A 17,188-nucleotide genomic window follows, 5' to 3' on the forward strand; every position below is an offset into this window, starting at 1 on the left:
CCCGCGGTACGTCACACGACTCCGCCAGCAATCACTGGCATTGTTGGGAGAGTAGAGCAGCTCCGTACCGATGGGTAGGGGTCCGGCAAGGGAAAGTTACCGGCGGTACAACATAGGGTGCGGGTGTGGCTGAGGGACGCGAGCACCGCGAATACCGGATGGAGGAGCTGGCCAAGGAGGCCGGCATCCCCGTACGGACCGTGCGCTTCTACCGGGAGCGCGGCCTGATCTCGCCGCCCCGCCGCGAGGGGCGCATCGCCTGGTACGACGATCACCACCTGGCCCGGCTGCGCACCATCGCGGGCCTGCTGGAGCGAGGGCACACCCTCACCGGCATCGCGGATCTCGCCCGCACCTTCGAGAGTGGCCGCGATGTCGCCGAGGTGCTGGGCCTGGGCGAACCGAGCGAGGAGACGCCGGTCCGCCTCACCCCCGAACAGCTCGCGGACCACTTCGAGGGCGAGGTCACCCCGGAGAACCTGGCCGCCGCCCTCGACCTGGGCTATCTGGCCACCGACGGTGACGAGATCGTCCACATCAGCCGCCGCCTGCTGGAGGTCTCGGCGCAGCTGGTACGGGAAGGGGTGCCGCTCGCCACGGTGCTGTCGGCCGGCCGCCGGGTCCGCGAACACGCGGACGCGCTCGCCGAACTCTTCGTGGGTGTCCTCGAAGCCCACAGCGACGAGGATGCCCGCGGCGACGCGCCCGAACCGCCCCAACTCCGCCCATTGGCCCGCGCGGTGGTGGACGCCGAGCTCTCCATGGCACTGGACCGGCGCGTGCGCCGCGAGGACACCGCGCGCCCGGCGCGCAAGCCCGCCCCGTGACGCAGCGGGCCCAAAACCGCGCATACCCGACGGGCCGATGACCGAGACCGCGACGACCGACACGGCGTAGAACCACGGGCCGAAGTCCTACAGCTCGAAGACCACCGTCACCGGCGCGTGGTCGCTCCACCGCTCGTCGTGCGTCGCAGCCCGCTCGACCCAGCCCTTCACCGCGCGGGCGGCCAGCCCCGGCGTCGCGACCTGGTAGTCGATCCGCCAGCCCGTGTCGTTGTCAAAAGCCCGCCCACGGTAGGACCACCACGAGTACGGCCCCTCCTCCTCCGGGTGCAGCGCCCGTACGACATCGACGTACTCGGCCTCGCCGAAGACCCGGGTCAGCCACTCCCGCTCCTCGGGGAGGAAGCCGGAGTTCTTCTTGTTGCCCTTCCAGTTCTTCAGGTCGGCCTCCTGGTGGGCGATGTTCCAGTCACCGCACACCACGACCTCACGGCCGTCGGCCGCGGCCCGCCCCCTGAGGCCCTTCAGGTACGGGAGGAACGCGACCATGAACCGTTCCTTCTCCTCCTGCTTCTCCGTGCCGACCTCGCCGGAGGGCAGATACAGGCTGGCGACCGTGACGCCGGGCAGGTCGACCTCGACATAGCGGCCGCTCGCGTCGAACTCCTCGCTCCCGGCGTCCCCGAAGCCGCCGAACCCTATCTGCACGCGCTCGGGCGCGCGCCGGGTGTAGAGGGAGACACCCGCCCGCCCCTTGGCGGCGGCCGGCGCGTGCACGGTGTGCCAGCCCTCGGGGTCACGCACCTCGTCGGGCAGCTGCTGCGGCTCGGCCCGCACCTCCTGCAGGCAGATCACATCGGCTTCGGTCCGGGCCAGCCACTCGACGAAGCCCTTCTTGGCGGCGGCGCGGAGCCCATTAACATTGACGGTCGTCACAGTGAGCATTCAGGCACGATACCGACAACAACGATCCGCATACCTGTACGATATTCCGCATGAATATCCAGCCCCGCCCCTTCGACCACCCGGACGCCGTCAGACTCAACGACCAGGTGCAGCTCGAATACGCGGCCCGGTACGACGACGAGGGCGATGTCACACCGCTCGACGCCTCGATGTTCGAGCCGCCGAACGGTCTGTATCTCCTCGCCTACGATGCGCAGGGCCGCCCCGTCGCCACCGGAGGCTGGCGTTCCCAGGAGCGGAACGAGGAGGGCTACTGCGACGGCGACGCCGAGATCAAGCGGATGTTCGTGATACCCGAGGGCCGGGGCAACGGGCTGGCACGCCGCATCCTGGCCGCCCTGGAGGCCGACGCCCGGGCGGCGGGCCGAATCCGGATGGTGCTGGAGACGGGGGACAAGCAGCCCGAGGCCATCGCGCTGTACACGTCCAGCGGTTACACCCCGTGCGAGAAGTTCGGCCACTACCGCACGTACGAAAGCAGCCTCTGCTTCGCGAAACCGCTGCGGTAGCGGCCCCGCCGCTCCCGAGGGCCTCAGACCATCAGGCCGCAGCCCCCGGCCTCGCCCCCGGTCAGCGCACCCGCGCGACGCCCACGTAGAAGCCACTGCGCTCCTGCGCCGGCGCAGGCTCCTCCTGGTACCACTCCGTGGCGAACACCAGGCCGGGCTCGACAAGGTCCAGCCCCTCGAAGAACGGCTCGACCTCGCTCCGGGTACGCATCCGCAGCGGAATCGCACCCTTCTTGTACGCGGTCTCGGTCTTCTGCTTCAGCTCCGGGTGCTGGTCGGCCGTGCCGTGCGAGAGGACCAGGAAGCTGCCCGCGGGCAGGGCGTCGACCAGGGTGCGGGTGATGCCGTACGGGTCCTGGTCGTCGGGCAGGAAGTGCATGAGCGCGATCAGGGACAGCGCGACGGGCCTGCTGAAGTCCAGCAGCTCACAGGCTCGTTCGAGGATCGCCCGCGGCTCCCCCACATCCGCGTGGAGGTAGTCGGTGGCGCCTTCCGGGCTGCTGATCAGCAGCCCTTCCGCGTGACGCAGGACGATCGGGTCGTTGTCCGCGTAGACGACCCGGGCGGTCGGCGTGATGGCCTGGACGACCTGGTGCAGATTGGGCTTCGTGGGGATACCGGTGCCGATGTCGAGGAACTGGTCGACGCCGTTCCTCGCCAACCAGGCGGAGGCCCGGTGCATGAACGCCCGGTTCCGCGCCGCATTGCCCCGCGCCTCCTCGGGCAGCGTCTCCCCCACCCGCTGGTCGGCCGGATAGTTGTCCTTGCCGCCCAGCAGCCAGTCGTAGACGCGCGCGGGGTGGGGCTTGCTGGTGTCGATCGGGAGCTGCGGCTGGGGCATTCCGGCCGTCACAGGACGCTCCTCCGTACGGGGAATTCATGAGCAGGCGAGCGCCTTCAGCGTAGGCGACGCACAGCTCGAACGTGATCTCCATGACCTGACGTGACGTCAATAGGACTAGGCCGACCGAAATTCGGCCCCGGAGATCCCGGCCCGCCCCCGCGTCGCACGCATCATTGATTGCTGGCGTCGGAGTGCACCTACCAACTCCTCGTGGCTGAACCGCATCGAGGCCCAGTTCACCGCCCTGCGCTACTTCACTCTCGACGGCACCGACCACGCCGGCCACAAGGAGCAGGGCAGCGTAATCCGCCGCTACATCGTCTGGCGGAACAAGCACACCGCCGATATTCGCTTGCACACAATCGTCACTCGAGTCAACGTCGCCTGACACCTTACGAAGGCAGGGACGATGACCACGCAGACCCACCACGTCGACCACGAACTCATCCAGGCCGCGTCCCAGGTCGCACGCACTCGCTGCCGGGGCGACAACCACACCATGGCGGCCGCGGCCCGTGCCCAGGACGGCCGGATCGTCACCGCAGTGAACGCGTACCACTTCACGGGAGGCCCCTGCGCCGAGCTGGTTCTCATCGGCGCGGCAGCCACCCTGGGTGCCTACGAACTGGACACGATCGTCGCCGTGGGCGACCGCGACCGGGGGGTCGTTCCCCCATGCGGACGGTGCCGCCAGGTCCTTGTCGACTACTTCCCGGCCCTGAAAGTCATCGTCGGGACAGGCGACCGCCTCCGGACCGTCGCCATCACCGACCTGCTTCCCAAAAGCTACATCTGGGCCGACCACCAGCTCGACACTGAGCAAACCGAGCCACTCAGCACGCGCTGACACCGCCGGACATTAACAGGGCGAACGTTGCCTGATGCGGCACTAGAATCGGCGGAGGCCCTGCAGGAGGGGCTGGAGGCGTACGAGGGAACGGTCCTGGCCGTCGCCCACGACCGCTGGTTCGCCAAGTCCTTCGACCGCTACCTGCTGTTCGGCTCGGACGGCGTCGTGCGCGAGACCAACGAGCCGGTGTGGGACGAGCGGCGGGTGAACCGGGCCCGGTGACCGCCGGGCGCAGAAGGGCATCCCGCTCGTGGCGGGGATGCCCTTCCGACCCCCGCGGGCCAGGTCCTGACCACCGAATCCCCGGTGGCCCGGCTCAGCCCCGCGGCGCCGTAGGCTCCGGCTGCGGCGTCGCAGGGTGCCTGGGAAGTCGGAGGCGCCGCCGCCCGGGTGTCTCGTATTGTCGGCCCGAACTGACGTCGAGCACCACCAAGGATTTTGTGAATCATTCCGATCTCCGGGCCAAGGCCCTTTCGCTCGCGGCCGGCATGGCCGCCGCCGATCACAGCCCGGATATCCAGCTGTCCCAGACTCGCCACCGGGCCGCGCTGGTGGCGAGCTGGCACATCACGCCCGGCTCTACCGTTCTCGAACTGGGCTGCGGACAGGGCGACATGACCGCCGTCCTGGCTGAGGCGGTCGGACCCAAGGGGCGCGTGGTGGCCGTCGACGTGGCCGAGCCCTCCTACGGGGCGCCGGTCACGCTCGGGGAATCGGCCGCCCGGCTCGCGGCGGGCTCCCTCGGGCCGCGCATCGACTTCCGATTCGGCACGAACGTCCTCGACCCATCGGTCGACTTCCCCGAAGGCGCCTTTGACCACGTGGTGCTCGCACACTGCTCCTGGTACTTCGCCTCGCTCGGGCAACTGCGAGACACACTGGCCCGGGTACGGCCGTGGGCGCGGCGACTATGGTTCACCGAGTGGGACTTGACGCCCACCTCTGGCGACCAGCTGGCACACCTCCTCGCCGTGCTGATCCAAGGGCAGATCGAGGCCGCAGGATCGCATGGCGAAGGCAACGTCCGCACACCCTTCTCCCGCGAGGGGCTGCTGCGGCTGCTGCCCGAGACCGGCTGGACGACCGACGGCAGCGAGTCAGTCGATACCGAAGCCCTCCAGGACGGCGACTGGGAAATCGCTGCCTGCCTCGACCTGGCCGGAACGGAGGAACGCCTGGCCGCGCTGCCCGAGCCGGTGCGACAGATCGTCCTGAGCCAGGCCGACGTTCTCCGGGCCATCGCCAAGCCGCGCGGTAACCGAGCGCTCGCCGCGTATTCAGTCACCGCACGCTGACACGCCCCAGCGGCCGGCCGGTCAAAGTTCCTGGGGCAGCCATGGTCGATGTTCCTCTCATGAGCCCCATCTGACCCGCCGTCACTTCTTTCCGCGTCTCGGGGGAACCTCACAGGTGGACATTGAGGACGGGGCGAGCCGCTACCTGGAGTGGCCAGTCACCAGGCCGCCGCGCATCGGATCACCGGCCCGCAGCCGGGGCACGTGGCGGCGCTGGGTCACTCCGGTCTCGTCGGCGATACGGAACCCGACGATCCCCAGCCGCGGCTCCGCCGTGTACAGCGCGGTGATCGTGGAGAAGACGTCGTCGGCCACCAGCAGGCCGTCGTCGTCCAGGTCCAGCACCAGGTCCATGTCCTCAAGATGCGCCAGGGCAGCGTTGCGGCCGCCGGTCACCCCCAGGTTCTCATCCAGTCGCACCGTCTCGACCCACGGCGGCAGATCGGGCATCGCGCATCCGTTGGCCACCACCACCGTCCGCGACGCCTCAGTCGTCTGCGAATGGACCGAGGCCAGCAGCTCCGCCAGCTCCTTGGGCCGGGTGCCCATCGTCAGGATCGCCAGGCCCAGCTTCACGCCTGCTCTGTACCCATCTGTGTGAAGGACGCCATGACCGATACCACTCCGCCCGGCCGCGCCCGCCTGCATGAACTCGCCTCCCAGCGCCGACTGCCGGCCCACCAGCCGATGGATCGGGTGACGCTCGGGTGGATTGCGGACAACCGTCCAGCGAATTTCGATGCCGCACCCAGCTTCCCAGGCCCGGGACTCATGCTCGTACCGGCCAGGTCGTGGTTCCGAGCGGGGGACACGGCGACCGTCGAAAGAGGTGGAATTCAAGGACCCGGGCACCGGCAAGACCTGGCGCCGGAAGCGTCAACGCAGCTTCAACTGCTCGCGAAGACGGTTCACATGAGCCTGGATGTCGCGTTCGATGGCGGGGGCCGCCTCCGGGGCAGGGTGGGCTGCAGGGTCCGGAGCGGGTTCGCGGCAGGGGCCGCACAGCCCGTCGCGGAACGCCTCGGACTTGCCAGGCGCGCCGCATTCGATGCACTCGACCATCAGACGGCGTACGGGAGCGCCCGGCGCAGCCGGTGCCGGGGTGACGGGCAGGCGGGGCGGGATCTTGTCGAGGAGGCGACGCCTGACGAAACCGACGGGCGAGTCGACAGCCGCGGGAAGTCCGGCGGTGAGGGCGTGCGTGAGGTAGTCGGCGTCGACACCGCGTGCGAACCACTCGGCGGCCGGCTGCTCCAGCGCTGTGCAGTCTGCGGCGGAGAGGGCCAAGCGGGTTTCGGTACGGCCGAGTTGGGCCAGGGTGAGGAAGGCGATCGAGGGGTGCCCCGAGGCACCCTTGTCGCACTTCGGCTCCGCAGTGCGCTGCTGCGGCACGGCCGGGACGGGTGGCGGTACCGCTACGGGTGGCGGTACCGCTACGGGTGCGGCCCCTTCGGCCGGAACATCTGCCCGGGGTGCGGCGGGATCGGCGGAGGCCCACGGCGGCGGGGTCGCGACGGCCACTGCGGCCTCCTGCGGTACGGGGCGGCTCTCCTCGGCGGCGAGGAAGGCGGTCCACCACTCATTGTCGCGGGCGGCGCGGGACCAGAAGGTGCGGGTGACCCAGCGGGCCTGGCCGCCTTCGCCGGTCAGGCACCGTACGTGACGCAGATGACCGGCCACACCCAGGGCCCGCAGCGCGCTGCCGACGGCCATCTGCCCGTATAGCGGCTGGCACTTGGCCAGCGACTTGATGTCCATCGCCGCGCCGTCGGGCAGCTTGTCGACGTAGCCCGCGATGTGCCGCTCGCGCTCGGGCAGAAACGCGAAGTCGTCCTCGCGGGGCGGGCGCTGGTCCGGTACGGATCGCTTCCCGTAGCCGGGCTTCGCCTTCGGGTACGGGCGCGAGGATGCGGGCGCGCACAGGGCAGGGCTAAGGTTCTGGGTAACCACGGGATCGTCCTGTCGATCTTGGGGTGAGACCCCGGCTCGGTGCTGCTAACACCGCGTCGGGGTCGTTACGTTGGGGGCACCGTAAGCAGCCGCGACTCCGCGCCGCAAGTCGGTCACGATTAGTCATACTTGCTGGCCGTGACGGGTCAGGGAGGGTGGGGAGGTTTTCCCAACCCCCTTCTTTTACCTACCGGTTGTAAGACACAGCTTGGGTCCCGAAGCCCGGACCCCGACGCCCGGAGCCCGAAGCTCCAGACTCGGGCCCAGCGCCGTCCCCGTACCCACGAAAGAGTGAACGGGCCCCTTCCGAGGCTCGAATCCCGAAGCTCGGGCCGCGGGGAGTCCGCGCACACGTGATCACGAACCGTCCAATGCGGTACTCGCGGCCCACACCCAGCGGTTCCATCGCAAACGGCGGGCCTCTTCGGCCTCGGGTGCGGTTCGGGCGCGGTTCGGGTGCGTCAAGGTTTCACACCTTGACGATCTCTACCGCGGGGCCGCAGAGGAGCGTGAGGTCCTCCGGGTCGGAAGTAAGAACGGTGACCGGCCGGGGCGCGACGCCGGCGATAACGGCAAAGGCAGCGTCGATGGCGTACTTGTGGCCGTGGAGGTGGTGGGCGCGCAGGAGGGCGGCGGCCCGGCCGACGATCTCCTTGGTCACGTCGTGAACGTCGACGCGGGAGAGAACCCACGCCTGAAACGACAGAATCCCGGTCCGACGATGATCGTCGGACCGGGATTCTTTATGTGCGGTGGACCTGTGGGGATTTGAACCCCAGACCCCCTCGATGCGAACGAGGTGCGCTACCAGACTGCGCCACAGGCCCTTGCAACGAGTGAAACTCTAGCACCCCCTCGGGGGTGCTCGGAAATCCGTTCCGTGCTGGTCAGCCGAGTCGGTGTCGCAGCGGGGGCCCGGCGGTCTCACTCGTTGGCGGCACGGGGGCGTTCCCCGTCCTCGTACTGGTCGAAGAGCGGGGTCCGGCCGCGGTCGCGGGTGCGGCGGGACTGGTTGGTGCGCTGGCGCGGCGCCGGGTCGACGGGAGGTGCCGTGGCGTGCGAGGTGCCCGTCTGGATGGGTTCCGCGGTGCTGGAGCGGGCCGCGCTCCAGGTCTCCGGGTTGCCGACCTCGACGCCGCCCGTGGCGCGCGGGGCGACCGGGGCGGTGACGTACGTCGGCAGCGGGACCGGGACCGGCTCCCAGCTGTCGCCCTGGACCCGGCCGCGTTCGCGCTGCTGGTCGACCCATTCCGCGTGGTCCGTCTGCTCGACCAGGGCGCGCCGGCCGGCCTCCTGCGGGGAGAGGGCGGGTGCGGGCTCGGGCTCGGGGTGGCGCGCTTCGGGCTCCTCGTCGGCCTCTGCGGGGGCCGACGCGGCCGGCTGGTGCCTGCGGGGGCGGTTCTCGCGCAGATGCTGCGCCGCCACCTCGGCCCGCCGCCGGTCCATCGTGAAGGCGAACCGGCGCCGCTCCTGGGCGCGCAGATGCACGATGTACGTGCTCAGCAGCACCGCCGGAACCGCGGGCGCCCACAGGAAACCGAGGCCGCCGACCGCCGCGACGACCGCGCCGAGAGTGAAGGCGAGGAAGAGGACGACGGTGGTACGCCGACGGCGCGCGAGGACCTGCAGGCGCTGGGCGCGCCGGACGCGCTCGGCGTCCGCTGCGCCGGGGCGCGCGCGCCGTGCGGACGCGGGGCGCTCCCGGTCCGCGCGCTCGGGCGGGTGCGCCGGGTCGTGCAACCGGGCTTCGGTATGCGCCGGAGGCGCGGCGAAGGCCCGGACGTCCACGGATTCCATACGGTCCGTGTCGACGTCCGGGTCGGCGTCGGGCCCCGCCTCCTCGGCGGTGCGCTCCCGCAGCTCCTTGGCGTACCGGCGCTCCATTGCCGCCCGTCCGGACAGCAGCCGGATGGCGGTGCTGAAGCGTTCCGTCGGACGGGCTTCGTTGAGCTCGTCCTGCCTGCGGAGCCACATCGGCACCAAGTAGGCGGCCCAGGCCCCGACGATGACTGCGTAGATGAGGCCGCTGCTGCTCACGTCTCACACCGTAGAGGGGTTTGCACGGAGGGATCCGCCAATTGGCCCGGTGTGTCGCACGATCCGGCTGATTTCAAGGACTTTTTTTGTGATTGTTCAGATCGGCAGCGCATGTTTGCGCGTTCATTTGTGGTCATACGCCGATCGATATCGAACACTTATTTTATTTCCGTGACGTTCCGGGTCGTGCCTGGTGCCAGCGCCGGAGCAGTCCCTCGGGTACTTCCTCCGCGGTGAGCGCGTAGATCAGATGGTCCCGCCAGGCGCCGTCGATGTGGAGATAGCGCGGACGCAGACCTTCCTCGCGGAATCCCAGTTTCTCGACGACCCTTCTGCTGGGCCGGTTCTCCGGCCGAATGCACACCTCGATGCGGTGCAGTCCGACCCTTTGGAAGCAGTGGTCGACCGCGAGGGCGACGGCGGTCGGCATCACGCCGCGGCCCGCCACGTCCTGGTCGACCCAGTAGCCGACGTGGCCCGAGCACATCGAGCCCCAGGTGATGCCGGCGACCGTCAGCTGCCCGACCAGACGGCCCTCGTACTCGATGGCGAAGGGCAGCATCCGGCCCGCGTTGGCCTCGGAACGCAGATGACGGACCATCTGACGGTAGGTGGGGCGCTGGGTCACGGGGCCGCCCGGGGCGGGCGGCGGCACGGTCGCCTCCCAAGGGCGCAGCCAGTTACGGTTGCGCCGGTTGACCTCGCGCCACATGCGCTGATCGCGCAGTTTCACCGGGCGGAGGGTGACCGCTCCGTCCGTGAGGACCACCGGCCAGGTCGGGACGTTCAGCTCGGGCTCCCGGGTCGGGGGTGATCGCCGCCGCGAAGCTGGTCGACGGCGTGCGTCAGGAGACGTTCGAGGACGGCGAGGCCGTCGCGCACCCCGCCGGTGGAGCCCGGCAGGTTCACGATGAGCGTGTGGCCGGCGACGCCCGCGAGGCCGCGGGAGAGCGCGGCGGTGGGCACCTTGTCGCGGCCCTCGGCGCGGATCGCCTCGGGGATGCCGGGGATCTCGTGGTCGAGGACGCGGCGGGTGGCGTCGGGGGTGCGGTCGGTGGGCGAGATGCCCGTACCTCCGGTGGTGACGATGACGTCGTACCCGGTGGCCACCCCGGCGCGCAGTGCCTGTTCGACCGGGTCGCCGTCGGGCACGACCCGCGGTCCGTCGACGGCGAAGCCGAGCCGCGTGAGCGCCTCGGAGATCAGGGGGCCGCCCTTGTCCGCGTAGACCCCGGCGAAGGCCCGGTTGGATGCGGTGACGACGAGGGCGGCGTACGGGGCGGTCAGCGCGCCACCGAGCGGAGGCTCGGCCGGTCGGCCGTCACCGGACTGCCCGGTTCCGGACGCCGCGTTCTCGTCCGGCCCGCCGACGGCCACCCCGTCGGGCGCCGTCACGCGTCCGCTCCGTCCGGCGCGGTGCGCCGGTACTCGCCGGACTTGCCGCCCGACTTCGACTCGACCCGCACGTCCGTGATGACCGCCGCCTTGTCGACCGCCTTGACCATGTCGATCACGGTGAGCGCGGCGACCGAGACGGCCGTCAGGGCCTCCATCTCGACGCCGGTGCGATCCGTGGTCTTCACCGTGGCGAGGATCTCCACCGCGTCGTCGGCGACGCTCAGCTCGACCTTGACGCCCGAGACGGCGAGCGGGTGGCAGAGCGGGATCAGCTCGGGGGTGCGCTTGGCGCCCATGATCCCGGCGATCCGGGCGGTGGCGAGGGCGTCGCCCTTGGGCACTCCTTCGCCGCGGAGCAGTTCGATGACGCGCGGCGAGACGAGGACCCGGCCGCTGGCGCTGGCGGCCCGCGCGGTGACGTCCTTCTCCGAGACGTCGACCATGCGGGCCGCGCCCGCCTCGTCGATGTGCGTCAGCCTGTTCTGCGTACTCAACTCACTCCGCCTCGCGGTAGGGCGCCGGTTGTCCGACCGGCCCGCACCACTGGTGCGGGCCGAGGGGCCCGGGGGTGTCCCCGGGACGGCACAGCGGCAGATACCGTACCGCCACCGCCCGGGGATCAGCGGAGCAGGATCACCTCGGTGTCCGTGCCGGGTTCGGCGCAGGTGACGTCCTCGGGCAGCACGATCAGCGCGTCCGCCTGCGCGAGGGCGGCGATCAGATGCGATCCGGAGCCGCCGACGGGGGTGACGGTGCCGGCCTCCGCGTCGTACGTACCGCGCAGGAACTGGCGTCGGCCCGCCGGTGAGGAGAGCGCCTTGTCGGTGTTCAGCGTGGCCCGGGCGGTGGGGCGGTTCACGTCCTGAAGACCCATCAGGGCACGGATCACGGGCCGTACGAACAGCTCGAAGGAGACGTACGACGAGACGGGGTTGCCCGGGAGCGCCAGCAGCGGGGTGTGTTCGGGGCCGATCGAGCCGAAGCCCTGCGGCTTGCCGGGCTGCATGGCCAGCTTGCGGAAGTCGATGCCGCTGCCGGGCTCGTCCTCGTCGCCCACCGACGACAGGGCTTCCTTGACGACGTCGTACGCGCCGACGCTGACGCCGCCGGTGGTGACGACGATGTCGGCGCGGATCAGCTGGTCCTCGATCGTGGCGCGGAGGGTGTCGGCGTCGTCGGTGACGGCGCCGACCCGGTAGGCGATCGCTCCGGCGTCCCGGGCGGCGGCCGTGAGCGCGAAGCTGTTGGAGTCGTAGATCCGGCCGCCGGTCAGCTCCTCGCCGGGCTGCACCAGCTCGCTGCCGGTCGAGATGACGACGACGCGCGGCCGCGGCCGCACCTTCACCGTGGAACGGCCGATCGCGGCGAGCAGACCGATCTGCGGCGGGCCGATCACCGATCCGGCGCGCAGGGCCAGATCGCCCGGCTTGACGTCGCTGCCGCGGGCCCTGACATGGGCGCGGGCCTCGACGGGGCGGTGGACGCGGACCTCGCCGCCCGCGCCCTCCGGGGCGTCGCGGTGGGCGCGCATCGTGGCGGCCGGGCCACCGCCCGTGCCCCCGTCGGTCCACTCGACCGGGACCACGGCCTCGGCGCCGGCCGGCAGCGGGGCGCCGGTCATGATGCGGGCGGCCTCGCCGGGGCCGACGCGGCGGTCTCCGGGCAGCCCGTCGCTGCCGGCCGCGACGTCACCGATGACGGTGAGCACCGCGGGGAACTCCTCGTCGGCGCCCTCGAGATCGGCGACACGGACCGCGTACCCGTCCATCGAGCTGTTGTCGAAGGGCGGCAGGGCGATCTCCACGACGACATCCTCGACGAGGACGCAGCCCTGGGCATCGTGCAGTTGCAGCTCGATGGGTTCGAGCGGTCGCACCGCGCCGAGAATGTCTTCCAGGTGCTCGTCCACCGACCAGATCGTGCTGCTCAAAGTGCTACATCTCCTCGGTGACGTAACTGCGGAGCCAGGTCCTGAAGTCCGGGCCCAGGTCTTCACGTTCGCACGCGAGTCTGACAATGGCACGGAGATAGTCGCTCCGGTCACCGGTGTCATAGCGGCGCCCCTTGAAGACGACGCCGTGCACGGGGCCGCCGATCTTCTCGTCCTCGGCGAGGAGTTGCAGGGCGTCGGTGAGCTGGATCTCGCCACCGCGCCCGGGCTCGGTCCTGCGCAGTATGCCGAAGACCGCCGGGTCGAGGACGTAGCGGCCGATGACGGCTAGGCTGCTGGGCGCCGCTGCCCTGTCGGGCTTCTCGACGAGACCGGTGACACGCACCACATCGCCCTCGGCGGTGGGCTCCACGGCCGCGCAGCCGTACAAGTGGATCTGCTCCGGCGCGACCTCCATCAGCGCGACGACGCTGCCGCCCTCGCGCTCCTGGATCTCGACCATGCGGGCCAGCAGCGGGTCGCGCGGGTCGATCAGGTCGTCACCGAGGAGGACCGCGAACGGCTGGTCGCCGACGTGCGGCGCGGCGCACAGCACGGCGTGGCCGAGACCGCGCGGATCGCCCTGCCGGACGTAGTGCATGGTGGCCAGGTCGCTCGACTCCTGGACCTTCTGGAGCCGTTCGGCGTCTCCCTTGCGGGTGAGCGCCGACTCCAGTTCGTAGTTGCGGTCGAAATGGTCCTCGAGGGGACGCTTGTTGCGGCCGGTGATCATCAGGACGTCGGAGAGGCCGGCGGCCACCGCTTCTTCGACGACGTACTGGATCGCGGGCTTGTCGACGACCGGCAGCATCTCCTTGGGAGTGGCTTTGGTGGCCGGCAGAAAGCGGGTACCGAGTCCTGCCGCCGGAATGACAGCCTTGCTGATCCTGGTGTGCGACTGAGTCATGCGCAGAACCATAACCGGTGCGTACAGGCGGAAGATGATGCTCCGGTTAACTTTGTACACCTATGTGAACTTAAGAGAAATTCAGGTGCCCCTTGAATACCGACATGTCACAAAAGGCGCTTCTCCGACGTGAACTGCTGGCCGCGCGGCGCCTTCTGACCGGGGAAGACGTGGACAACGCCGCGGCGGTTCTGTCCCGGGGCGCATTGCGTCTTCCGGAGCTCTCCGGGGCCCGCACCGTCGCCGCGTACGTCTCGGTGGGGAGCGAGCCGGGCACCCGCCCCCTGCTGGACGCGCTGCGCGCGCGGGGCGTGCGGGTGCTGCTCCCGGTGCTCCTGGCGGACAACGATCTGGACTGGGCACCGTACGAGGGACCCGACCGTCTGGTCCGGGCCGGTCGCGGGCTGCTGGAGCCGGACGGGCCACGGCTCGGTCCCGACGCTGTTCTGGACGCAGAGGTGGTCCTGCTGCCGGGTCTCGCTGTGGACGCGCGCGGGATGCGGCTGGGCCGCGGCGGCGGCAGTTACGACCGGGTGCTGGCCCGGCTCGCCGCGGCGGGGGCGCATCCGGCGCTGATCGTCCTGCTGTACGACGACGAGGTGGTCGCGCAGGTCCCCGAGGAACCGCACGACCACCCCGTGGACGCGGTGGTGACTCCGGCCATGACCCGCCGGACGGGCCGCCCTACGGTTTGAGGGTCAGGGTGTCGGTCGTCGACCCGGCGACGGCGTTGGTCCCGAAGGACCAGTCGAGCAATTCGCCGTTGACCCACTTGTCGGTCTGATCGGTGTAGTGCGCCGCGAACGCGTGCCCGGAGGCGCCGGTGAGGTTGATCCAGCGGGACTTGTCCCAGTCCCCCACGTTGACCACCATCCGCATGGACGGCACCCAGACGACGTCGTAGCCGCCCGCCGCGTTCCAGCCGGTGGCGTTCACCGCGGCCTCGCCGCCGCCGAGATTCCACGGGCCGCGGTTGAGCACCCGCTGGAGCAGACCGGGGCCCTCGGTGCCGAGGGTCTGGTTCTTCAGGGTCAGCCGGTGCAGCCGGCCCCAGTTCCAGGTGGTGATGTCCTTGCCGAGCTTGGCGGTCAGCTCCCAGTGGGCGTCCGCCATGGCGCGGGCGAAGAGCTGGTCGCGGTTCTCGGTCGCCTCGTCCCGGCCGCGCTCCGGCGACTTCCACCAGTCGCTCTTCGGGTCCTCCATCACCCGCTCGACCACCTGGTACCAGCGGTCGCCGCCGTCCGGCTGTGCCGTGTCCCCGTCGCGCCGGCCGCACTCGCGCACCAGCTTGCCCTGCTCGTCGACCGGGCCCGAACTGTCGGCCCGCGGCACATACAGGCACTCGCCCTTGACCCGCAGCTCCTTGGGCAGCTTGTCGCCGAAGGCCAGCTTCAGGATGTTGCGCCAGACCGCGTTGAAGTACGCGGCGGCGGCCGAGTCGGGCTCCTGGGTGTAGTCCCAGCCCTCCAGGAGCTTCTGCGCCTCGCGGACGCTCTTGTCCGAGATGTTGATCTTCGTCAGCTCGGGCACCAGCAGCGCGGCGATCTCGCTGGTGTTGTCCATCTGCATCTTCTGCATGTCTTCGGTCGAGATCTTCCCGCCGCCCTTGATCTTCGACTCGATGAGGTCGTTGATCCGCTGGCTGCGGGAGCCGTAGCCCCAGTCCTGGGTGAGCAGGTGGGGGTACTTCTTCTCGTCGATGACGGCCTGGTTGGCGGTGACGATGTAGCCGCGCTTCGGGTTGTACTCGTAGGGCAGCTCGTCGAACGGGATCTCGGCCTCCTTCCAGCCGTACGCCGAGGACCAGCCGGGGCTGGGCATCGTGCCGTCGCCCTGGAGGCGGACCGGGATCTTTCCGGGGGCCTGGTAGCCGATGTTGCCCTTGGTGTCGGCGTAGATGAGGTTCTGCGAGGGCACCTCGAAGTGCTCGGCAGCCTTGCGGAAGGACGGGAAGTCCTTGGCGCGGTTGAGCTCGAAGACGGCGTCCATGGACTTGCCGGCCTCCAGCGCGGTCCACTTCAGGGCGACCGCGTAACCGTCGGCCCGGTCCGGAGCCGCGTTGACGACGGGGGCCTTCTGGCCGACCTTCTCCAGTTCGCCGCTCCGGTCGGAGAGCAGCGGACCGTTGTTGGTCTCGCGGACGGTGATCGTCCGGCTCTTGCCGCCCGCGACCTTGATGGTCTCGTCACGGACAGTGAAGGGCTTGACCTTGCCGTCGTACAGGTAGCCGTCGCCGGAGACCTTCTCCAGGAAGAGGTCGGTGACGTCCGCGCCGAGGTTGGTGAAGCCCCAGGCGATGTCCTGGTTGTGGCCGATTATCACGCCGGGCATACCGGAGAAGGTGTAGCCGGCGGTGTCGTACTGGCACTTCGCCGAGATCTGGCGGCAGTGCAGCCCCATCTGGTACCAGAGCGAGGGCAACTGCGGCGCCAGGTGCGGGTCGTTGGCGAGCAGCGGCTTGCCGGTCGTCGTGTAGTCGCCGGAAACCACCCAGGAGTTGGATCCGATGCCGGTGCCGTTCGGGCCGAGGAGCGCCGGGATCTGGTCGAGGGTGTCGGAGAGCGAGGAGAGCTGGGTGTTCAGACCCTCGGTGGCGCCCGCCACGGTGTTCGAGCCGAGGTTCGTCGACGGTGTCGCGTCCGGGTCGAACTTCCCGGTGACCGGAGAGATCGCACCCCCGCCGACGATCGGCTTGTGCTCGTACGGGTAGGCCGGGTACAGGTCCTCGATCTGCTTCGCGTCGAGCCTGCTGGTCATCAGCGAGCGGTCGATCTCGTCCTGCATGTTGCCGCGCAGGTCCCAGGCCATGGCCTTGAGCCAGGCGACGGAGTCGACCGGGGTCCACTCGGCCGGCTTGTAGTCGGTGGTGAAGCCGAGGGCGGCGTACTCGACGGAGATGTCCTTGCCGTCGCGCCCCTTCAGGTAGGCGTTGACGCCGTCCGCGTACGCCTGGAGGTTCTTCTTGGTATCCGCGGACAGGACCCTGTCGTACTCCTCCTGCGCGATCTTGCGCCAGCCGAGCGTGCGCAGGAAGGAGTCCGTCTCGACCTGGCCGGAACCGAACATCTCGGAGAGCCGGCCCGCCGTCATGTGGCGGCGGACGTCCATCTCCCAGAAGCGGTCCTGCGCCTGTACGAAGCCCTGGGCGCGGAAGAGATCGGTGTCGGAGTCCGCGTACAGCTGCGGGATTCCGTAGGAGTCGCGCTTGACGTCGACGTTGCCGTCGAGGCCGTCGAGCTTCAGCGACCCGGTCGTCTGCGGGTACGAGGCCCGCACGGTCGATACGGACCAGAACGCGCCGTACCCGATACCCGCGACAAGCGCCAGCACCAGAACGATCACGATCAGGCGGGCACGTCGCCCCTTCTTCCTGCCGGTCTCCCCACCGGCGGAACCGGTGGTGCCGGAAGAGGCGGTTGTGTTGGCGGGCATCGCTGTCCTTCGAGGGGCAGGTGGTCCTGGGAGTGCAGGAGCAACCATAGGCGCAGCACCGGGGCGGCTCTGACGCGGCATGGGAATGGTCTGAATTCCACAGCGATCGCACGAACGATCGAACGCGTCAAGAAAGCGTTAAAGATTAGGTAAGGTAACGAAGTGTCGGCGGGGAAGAGCCGATGCCGAGGGTCGATTCGGCAGGCGTACACAGGGAAGGAACGGCCACTGACTGTCCACGCGCTCAACGAACTCCTGCTCGCCTGCTCACTCGTCCTGCTCGTC

Annotated in this window: 16 protein-coding genes, 1 tRNA gene and 3 pseudogenes; 7 read left to right on the forward strand and 13 right to left on the reverse strand. The window is 69.9% G+C overall.

Annotated features, from left to right (window positions below; translation table 11 throughout):
* Positions 1-158 precede the first annotated feature (158 nt).
* Positions 159-827 (forward strand): MerR family transcriptional regulator, encoded by a 669-nt coding sequence (locus OH735_RS15100; protein ID WP_406386567.1) that lies wholly within the window; start codon positions 159-161, stop codon positions 825-827.
* Positions 828-914: 87 nt separating this feature from the next.
* Here OH735_RS15100 and OH735_RS15105 read toward each other — a convergent pair whose 3' ends face one another.
* Positions 915-1,730 (reverse strand): exodeoxyribonuclease III, encoded by an 816-nt coding sequence (locus OH735_RS15105; protein ID WP_406382039.1) that lies wholly within the window; start codon positions 1,728-1,730, stop codon positions 915-917.
* Positions 1,731-1,780: 50 nt separating this feature from the next.
* On the opposite strand from OH735_RS15105, the gene OH735_RS15110 reads away from it, so the two are divergent.
* Positions 1,781-2,260, forward strand: coding sequence for a GNAT family N-acetyltransferase (locus tag OH735_RS15110; RefSeq protein ID WP_406382040.1), 480 nt, complete (start codon positions 1,781-1,783; stop codon positions 2,258-2,260).
* Positions 2,261-2,321: 61 nt separating this feature from the next.
* On the opposite strand, the gene OH735_RS15115 is transcribed toward OH735_RS15110, so the two are convergent.
* Entirely contained in the window at positions 2,322-3,113 is a 792-nt protein-coding gene (locus tag OH735_RS15115) for an SAM-dependent methyltransferase (RefSeq protein ID WP_406382041.1), read from the reverse strand.
* A gap of 187 nt (positions 3,114-3,300) precedes the next feature.
* Here OH735_RS15115 and OH735_RS15120 point away from each other — a divergent pair.
* The 4 genes and pseudogenes from OH735_RS15120 to OH735_RS15135 all read left to right on the forward strand — a co-directional run.
* Positions 3,301-3,492 (forward strand): annotated as a pseudogene (locus tag OH735_RS15120) (transposase); the annotation flags it as partial.
* 21 nt (positions 3,493-3,513) lie between these two features.
* On the forward strand, positions 3,514-3,951 hold the full coding sequence (locus tag OH735_RS15125) for a cytidine deaminase family protein (protein WP_406382042.1): 438 nt from the start codon (positions 3,514-3,516) through the stop codon (positions 3,949-3,951).
* A 42-nt stretch (positions 3,952-3,993) separates the two neighbouring features.
* Positions 3,994-4,176: pseudogene (locus tag OH735_RS15130) on the forward strand (ABC transporter ATP-binding protein); the annotation flags it as partial.
* Between the two features lie 218 nt (positions 4,177-4,394).
* Positions 4,395-5,249, forward strand: coding sequence for a class I SAM-dependent methyltransferase (locus OH735_RS15135; RefSeq protein ID WP_406382043.1), 855 nt, complete (start codon positions 4,395-4,397; stop codon positions 5,247-5,249).
* 156 nt (positions 5,250-5,405) lie between these two features.
* Here OH735_RS15135 and OH735_RS15140 read toward each other — a convergent pair.
* The 10 genes and pseudogenes from OH735_RS15140 to galU all read right to left on the reverse strand — a co-directional run.
* A pseudogene (locus tag OH735_RS15140) lies at positions 5,406-5,798 on the reverse strand (glycosyltransferase family 2 protein); the annotation flags it as partial.
* Between the two features lie 327 nt (positions 5,799-6,125).
* A complete protein-coding gene (locus tag OH735_RS15145; protein WP_406382044.1) occupies positions 6,126-7,199 on the reverse strand; it encodes a MarR family transcriptional regulator in 1,074 nt (357 codons plus the stop codon).
* Between the two features lie 469 nt (positions 7,200-7,668).
* Positions 7,669-7,860 (reverse strand): hypothetical protein, encoded by a 192-nt coding sequence (locus OH735_RS15150; RefSeq protein ID WP_406382046.1) that lies wholly within the window; start codon positions 7,858-7,860, stop codon positions 7,669-7,671.
* Between the two features lie 92 nt (positions 7,861-7,952).
* A tRNA-Ala gene (locus OH735_RS15155) sits at positions 7,953-8,026 on the reverse strand.
* A 97-nt stretch (positions 8,027-8,123) separates the two neighbouring features.
* On the reverse strand, positions 8,124-9,236 hold the full coding sequence (glpR, locus tag OH735_RS15160) for a gephyrin-like molybdotransferase receptor GlpR (RefSeq protein ID WP_406382047.1): 1,113 nt from the start codon (positions 9,234-9,236) through the stop codon (positions 8,124-8,126).
* A 163-nt stretch (positions 9,237-9,399) separates the two neighbouring features.
* Positions 9,400-10,005: a GNAT family N-acetyltransferase gene (locus OH735_RS15165; RefSeq protein ID WP_406382048.1), complete on the reverse strand. Its 606-nt coding sequence runs from the start codon at positions 10,003-10,005 to the stop codon at positions 9,400-9,402.
* A 17-nt stretch (positions 10,006-10,022) separates the two neighbouring features.
* Positions 10,023-10,523 carry a molybdenum cofactor biosynthesis protein B gene (locus OH735_RS15170; RefSeq protein WP_406386569.1) on the reverse strand — a complete coding sequence of 167 codons (501 nt, stop codon included), beginning with the start codon at positions 10,521-10,523 and terminating at the stop codon, positions 10,023-10,025.
* Positions 10,524-10,627: 104 nt separating this feature from the next.
* On the reverse strand, positions 10,628-11,128 hold the full coding sequence (gene moaC / locus OH735_RS15175) for a cyclic pyranopterin monophosphate synthase MoaC (RefSeq protein WP_406382050.1): 501 nt from the start codon (positions 11,126-11,128) through the stop codon (positions 10,628-10,630).
* Between the two features lie 125 nt (positions 11,129-11,253).
* On the reverse strand, positions 11,254-12,564 hold the full coding sequence (gene glp, locus OH735_RS15180) for a gephyrin-like molybdotransferase Glp (protein WP_406382051.1): 1,311 nt from the start codon (positions 12,562-12,564) through the stop codon (positions 11,254-11,256).
* Positions 12,565-12,568: 4 nt separating this feature from the next.
* Entirely contained in the window at positions 12,569-13,471 is a 903-nt protein-coding gene (galU, locus tag OH735_RS15185; RefSeq protein ID WP_406382052.1) for a UTP--glucose-1-phosphate uridylyltransferase GalU, read from the reverse strand.
* 104 nt (positions 13,472-13,575) lie between these two features.
* Between galU and OH735_RS15190 the strand changes: the two genes are divergently transcribed.
* Positions 13,576-14,166 (forward strand): 5-formyltetrahydrofolate cyclo-ligase, encoded by a 591-nt coding sequence (locus tag OH735_RS15190; protein ID WP_406382053.1) that lies wholly within the window; start codon positions 13,576-13,578, stop codon positions 14,164-14,166.
* On the opposite strand, the gene OH735_RS15195 is transcribed toward OH735_RS15190, so the two are convergent.
* Positions 14,156-16,903 (reverse strand): penicillin acylase family protein, encoded by a 2,748-nt coding sequence (locus OH735_RS15195; protein WP_406382054.1) that lies wholly within the window; start codon positions 16,901-16,903, stop codon positions 14,156-14,158. The genes OH735_RS15190 and OH735_RS15195 overlap by 11 nt on opposite strands.
* Positions 16,904-17,188: the final 285 nt, after the last annotated feature.

The organism is Streptomyces sp. NBC_01618, from assembly GCF_045209435.1.
Classification (GTDB): domain Bacteria; phylum Actinomycetota; class Actinomycetes; order Streptomycetales; family Streptomycetaceae; genus Streptomyces.

Bases quoted from the DNA above. Each gene is read 5' to 3' on its own strand.
- OH735_RS15100 (WP_406386567.1), top strand. From the start codon at position 159: ATGGAGGAGCTGGCCAAGGAGGCCGGCATCCCCGTACGGACCGTGCGC.
- OH735_RS15105 (WP_406382039.1), bottom strand. From the start codon at position 1,730: ATGCTCACTGTGACGACCGTCAATGTTAATGGGCTCCGCGCCGCCGCC.
- OH735_RS15110 (WP_406382040.1), top strand. From the start codon at position 1,781: ATGAATATCCAGCCCCGCCCCTTCGACCACCCGGACGCCGTCAGACTC.
- OH735_RS15125 (WP_406382042.1), top strand. From the start codon at position 3,514: ATGACCACGCAGACCCACCACGTCGACCACGAACTCATCCAGGCCGCG.
- galU (WP_406382052.1), bottom strand. From the start codon at position 13,471: ATGACTCAGTCGCACACCAGGATCAGCAAGGCTGTCATTCCGGCGGCA.
- OH735_RS15190 (WP_406382053.1), top strand. From the start codon at position 13,576: ATGTCACAAAAGGCGCTTCTCCGACGTGAACTGCTGGCCGCGCGGCGC.
- OH735_RS15195 (WP_406382054.1), bottom strand. From the start codon at position 16,903: ATGCCCGCCAACACAACCGCCTCTTCCGGCACCACCGGTTCCGCCGGT.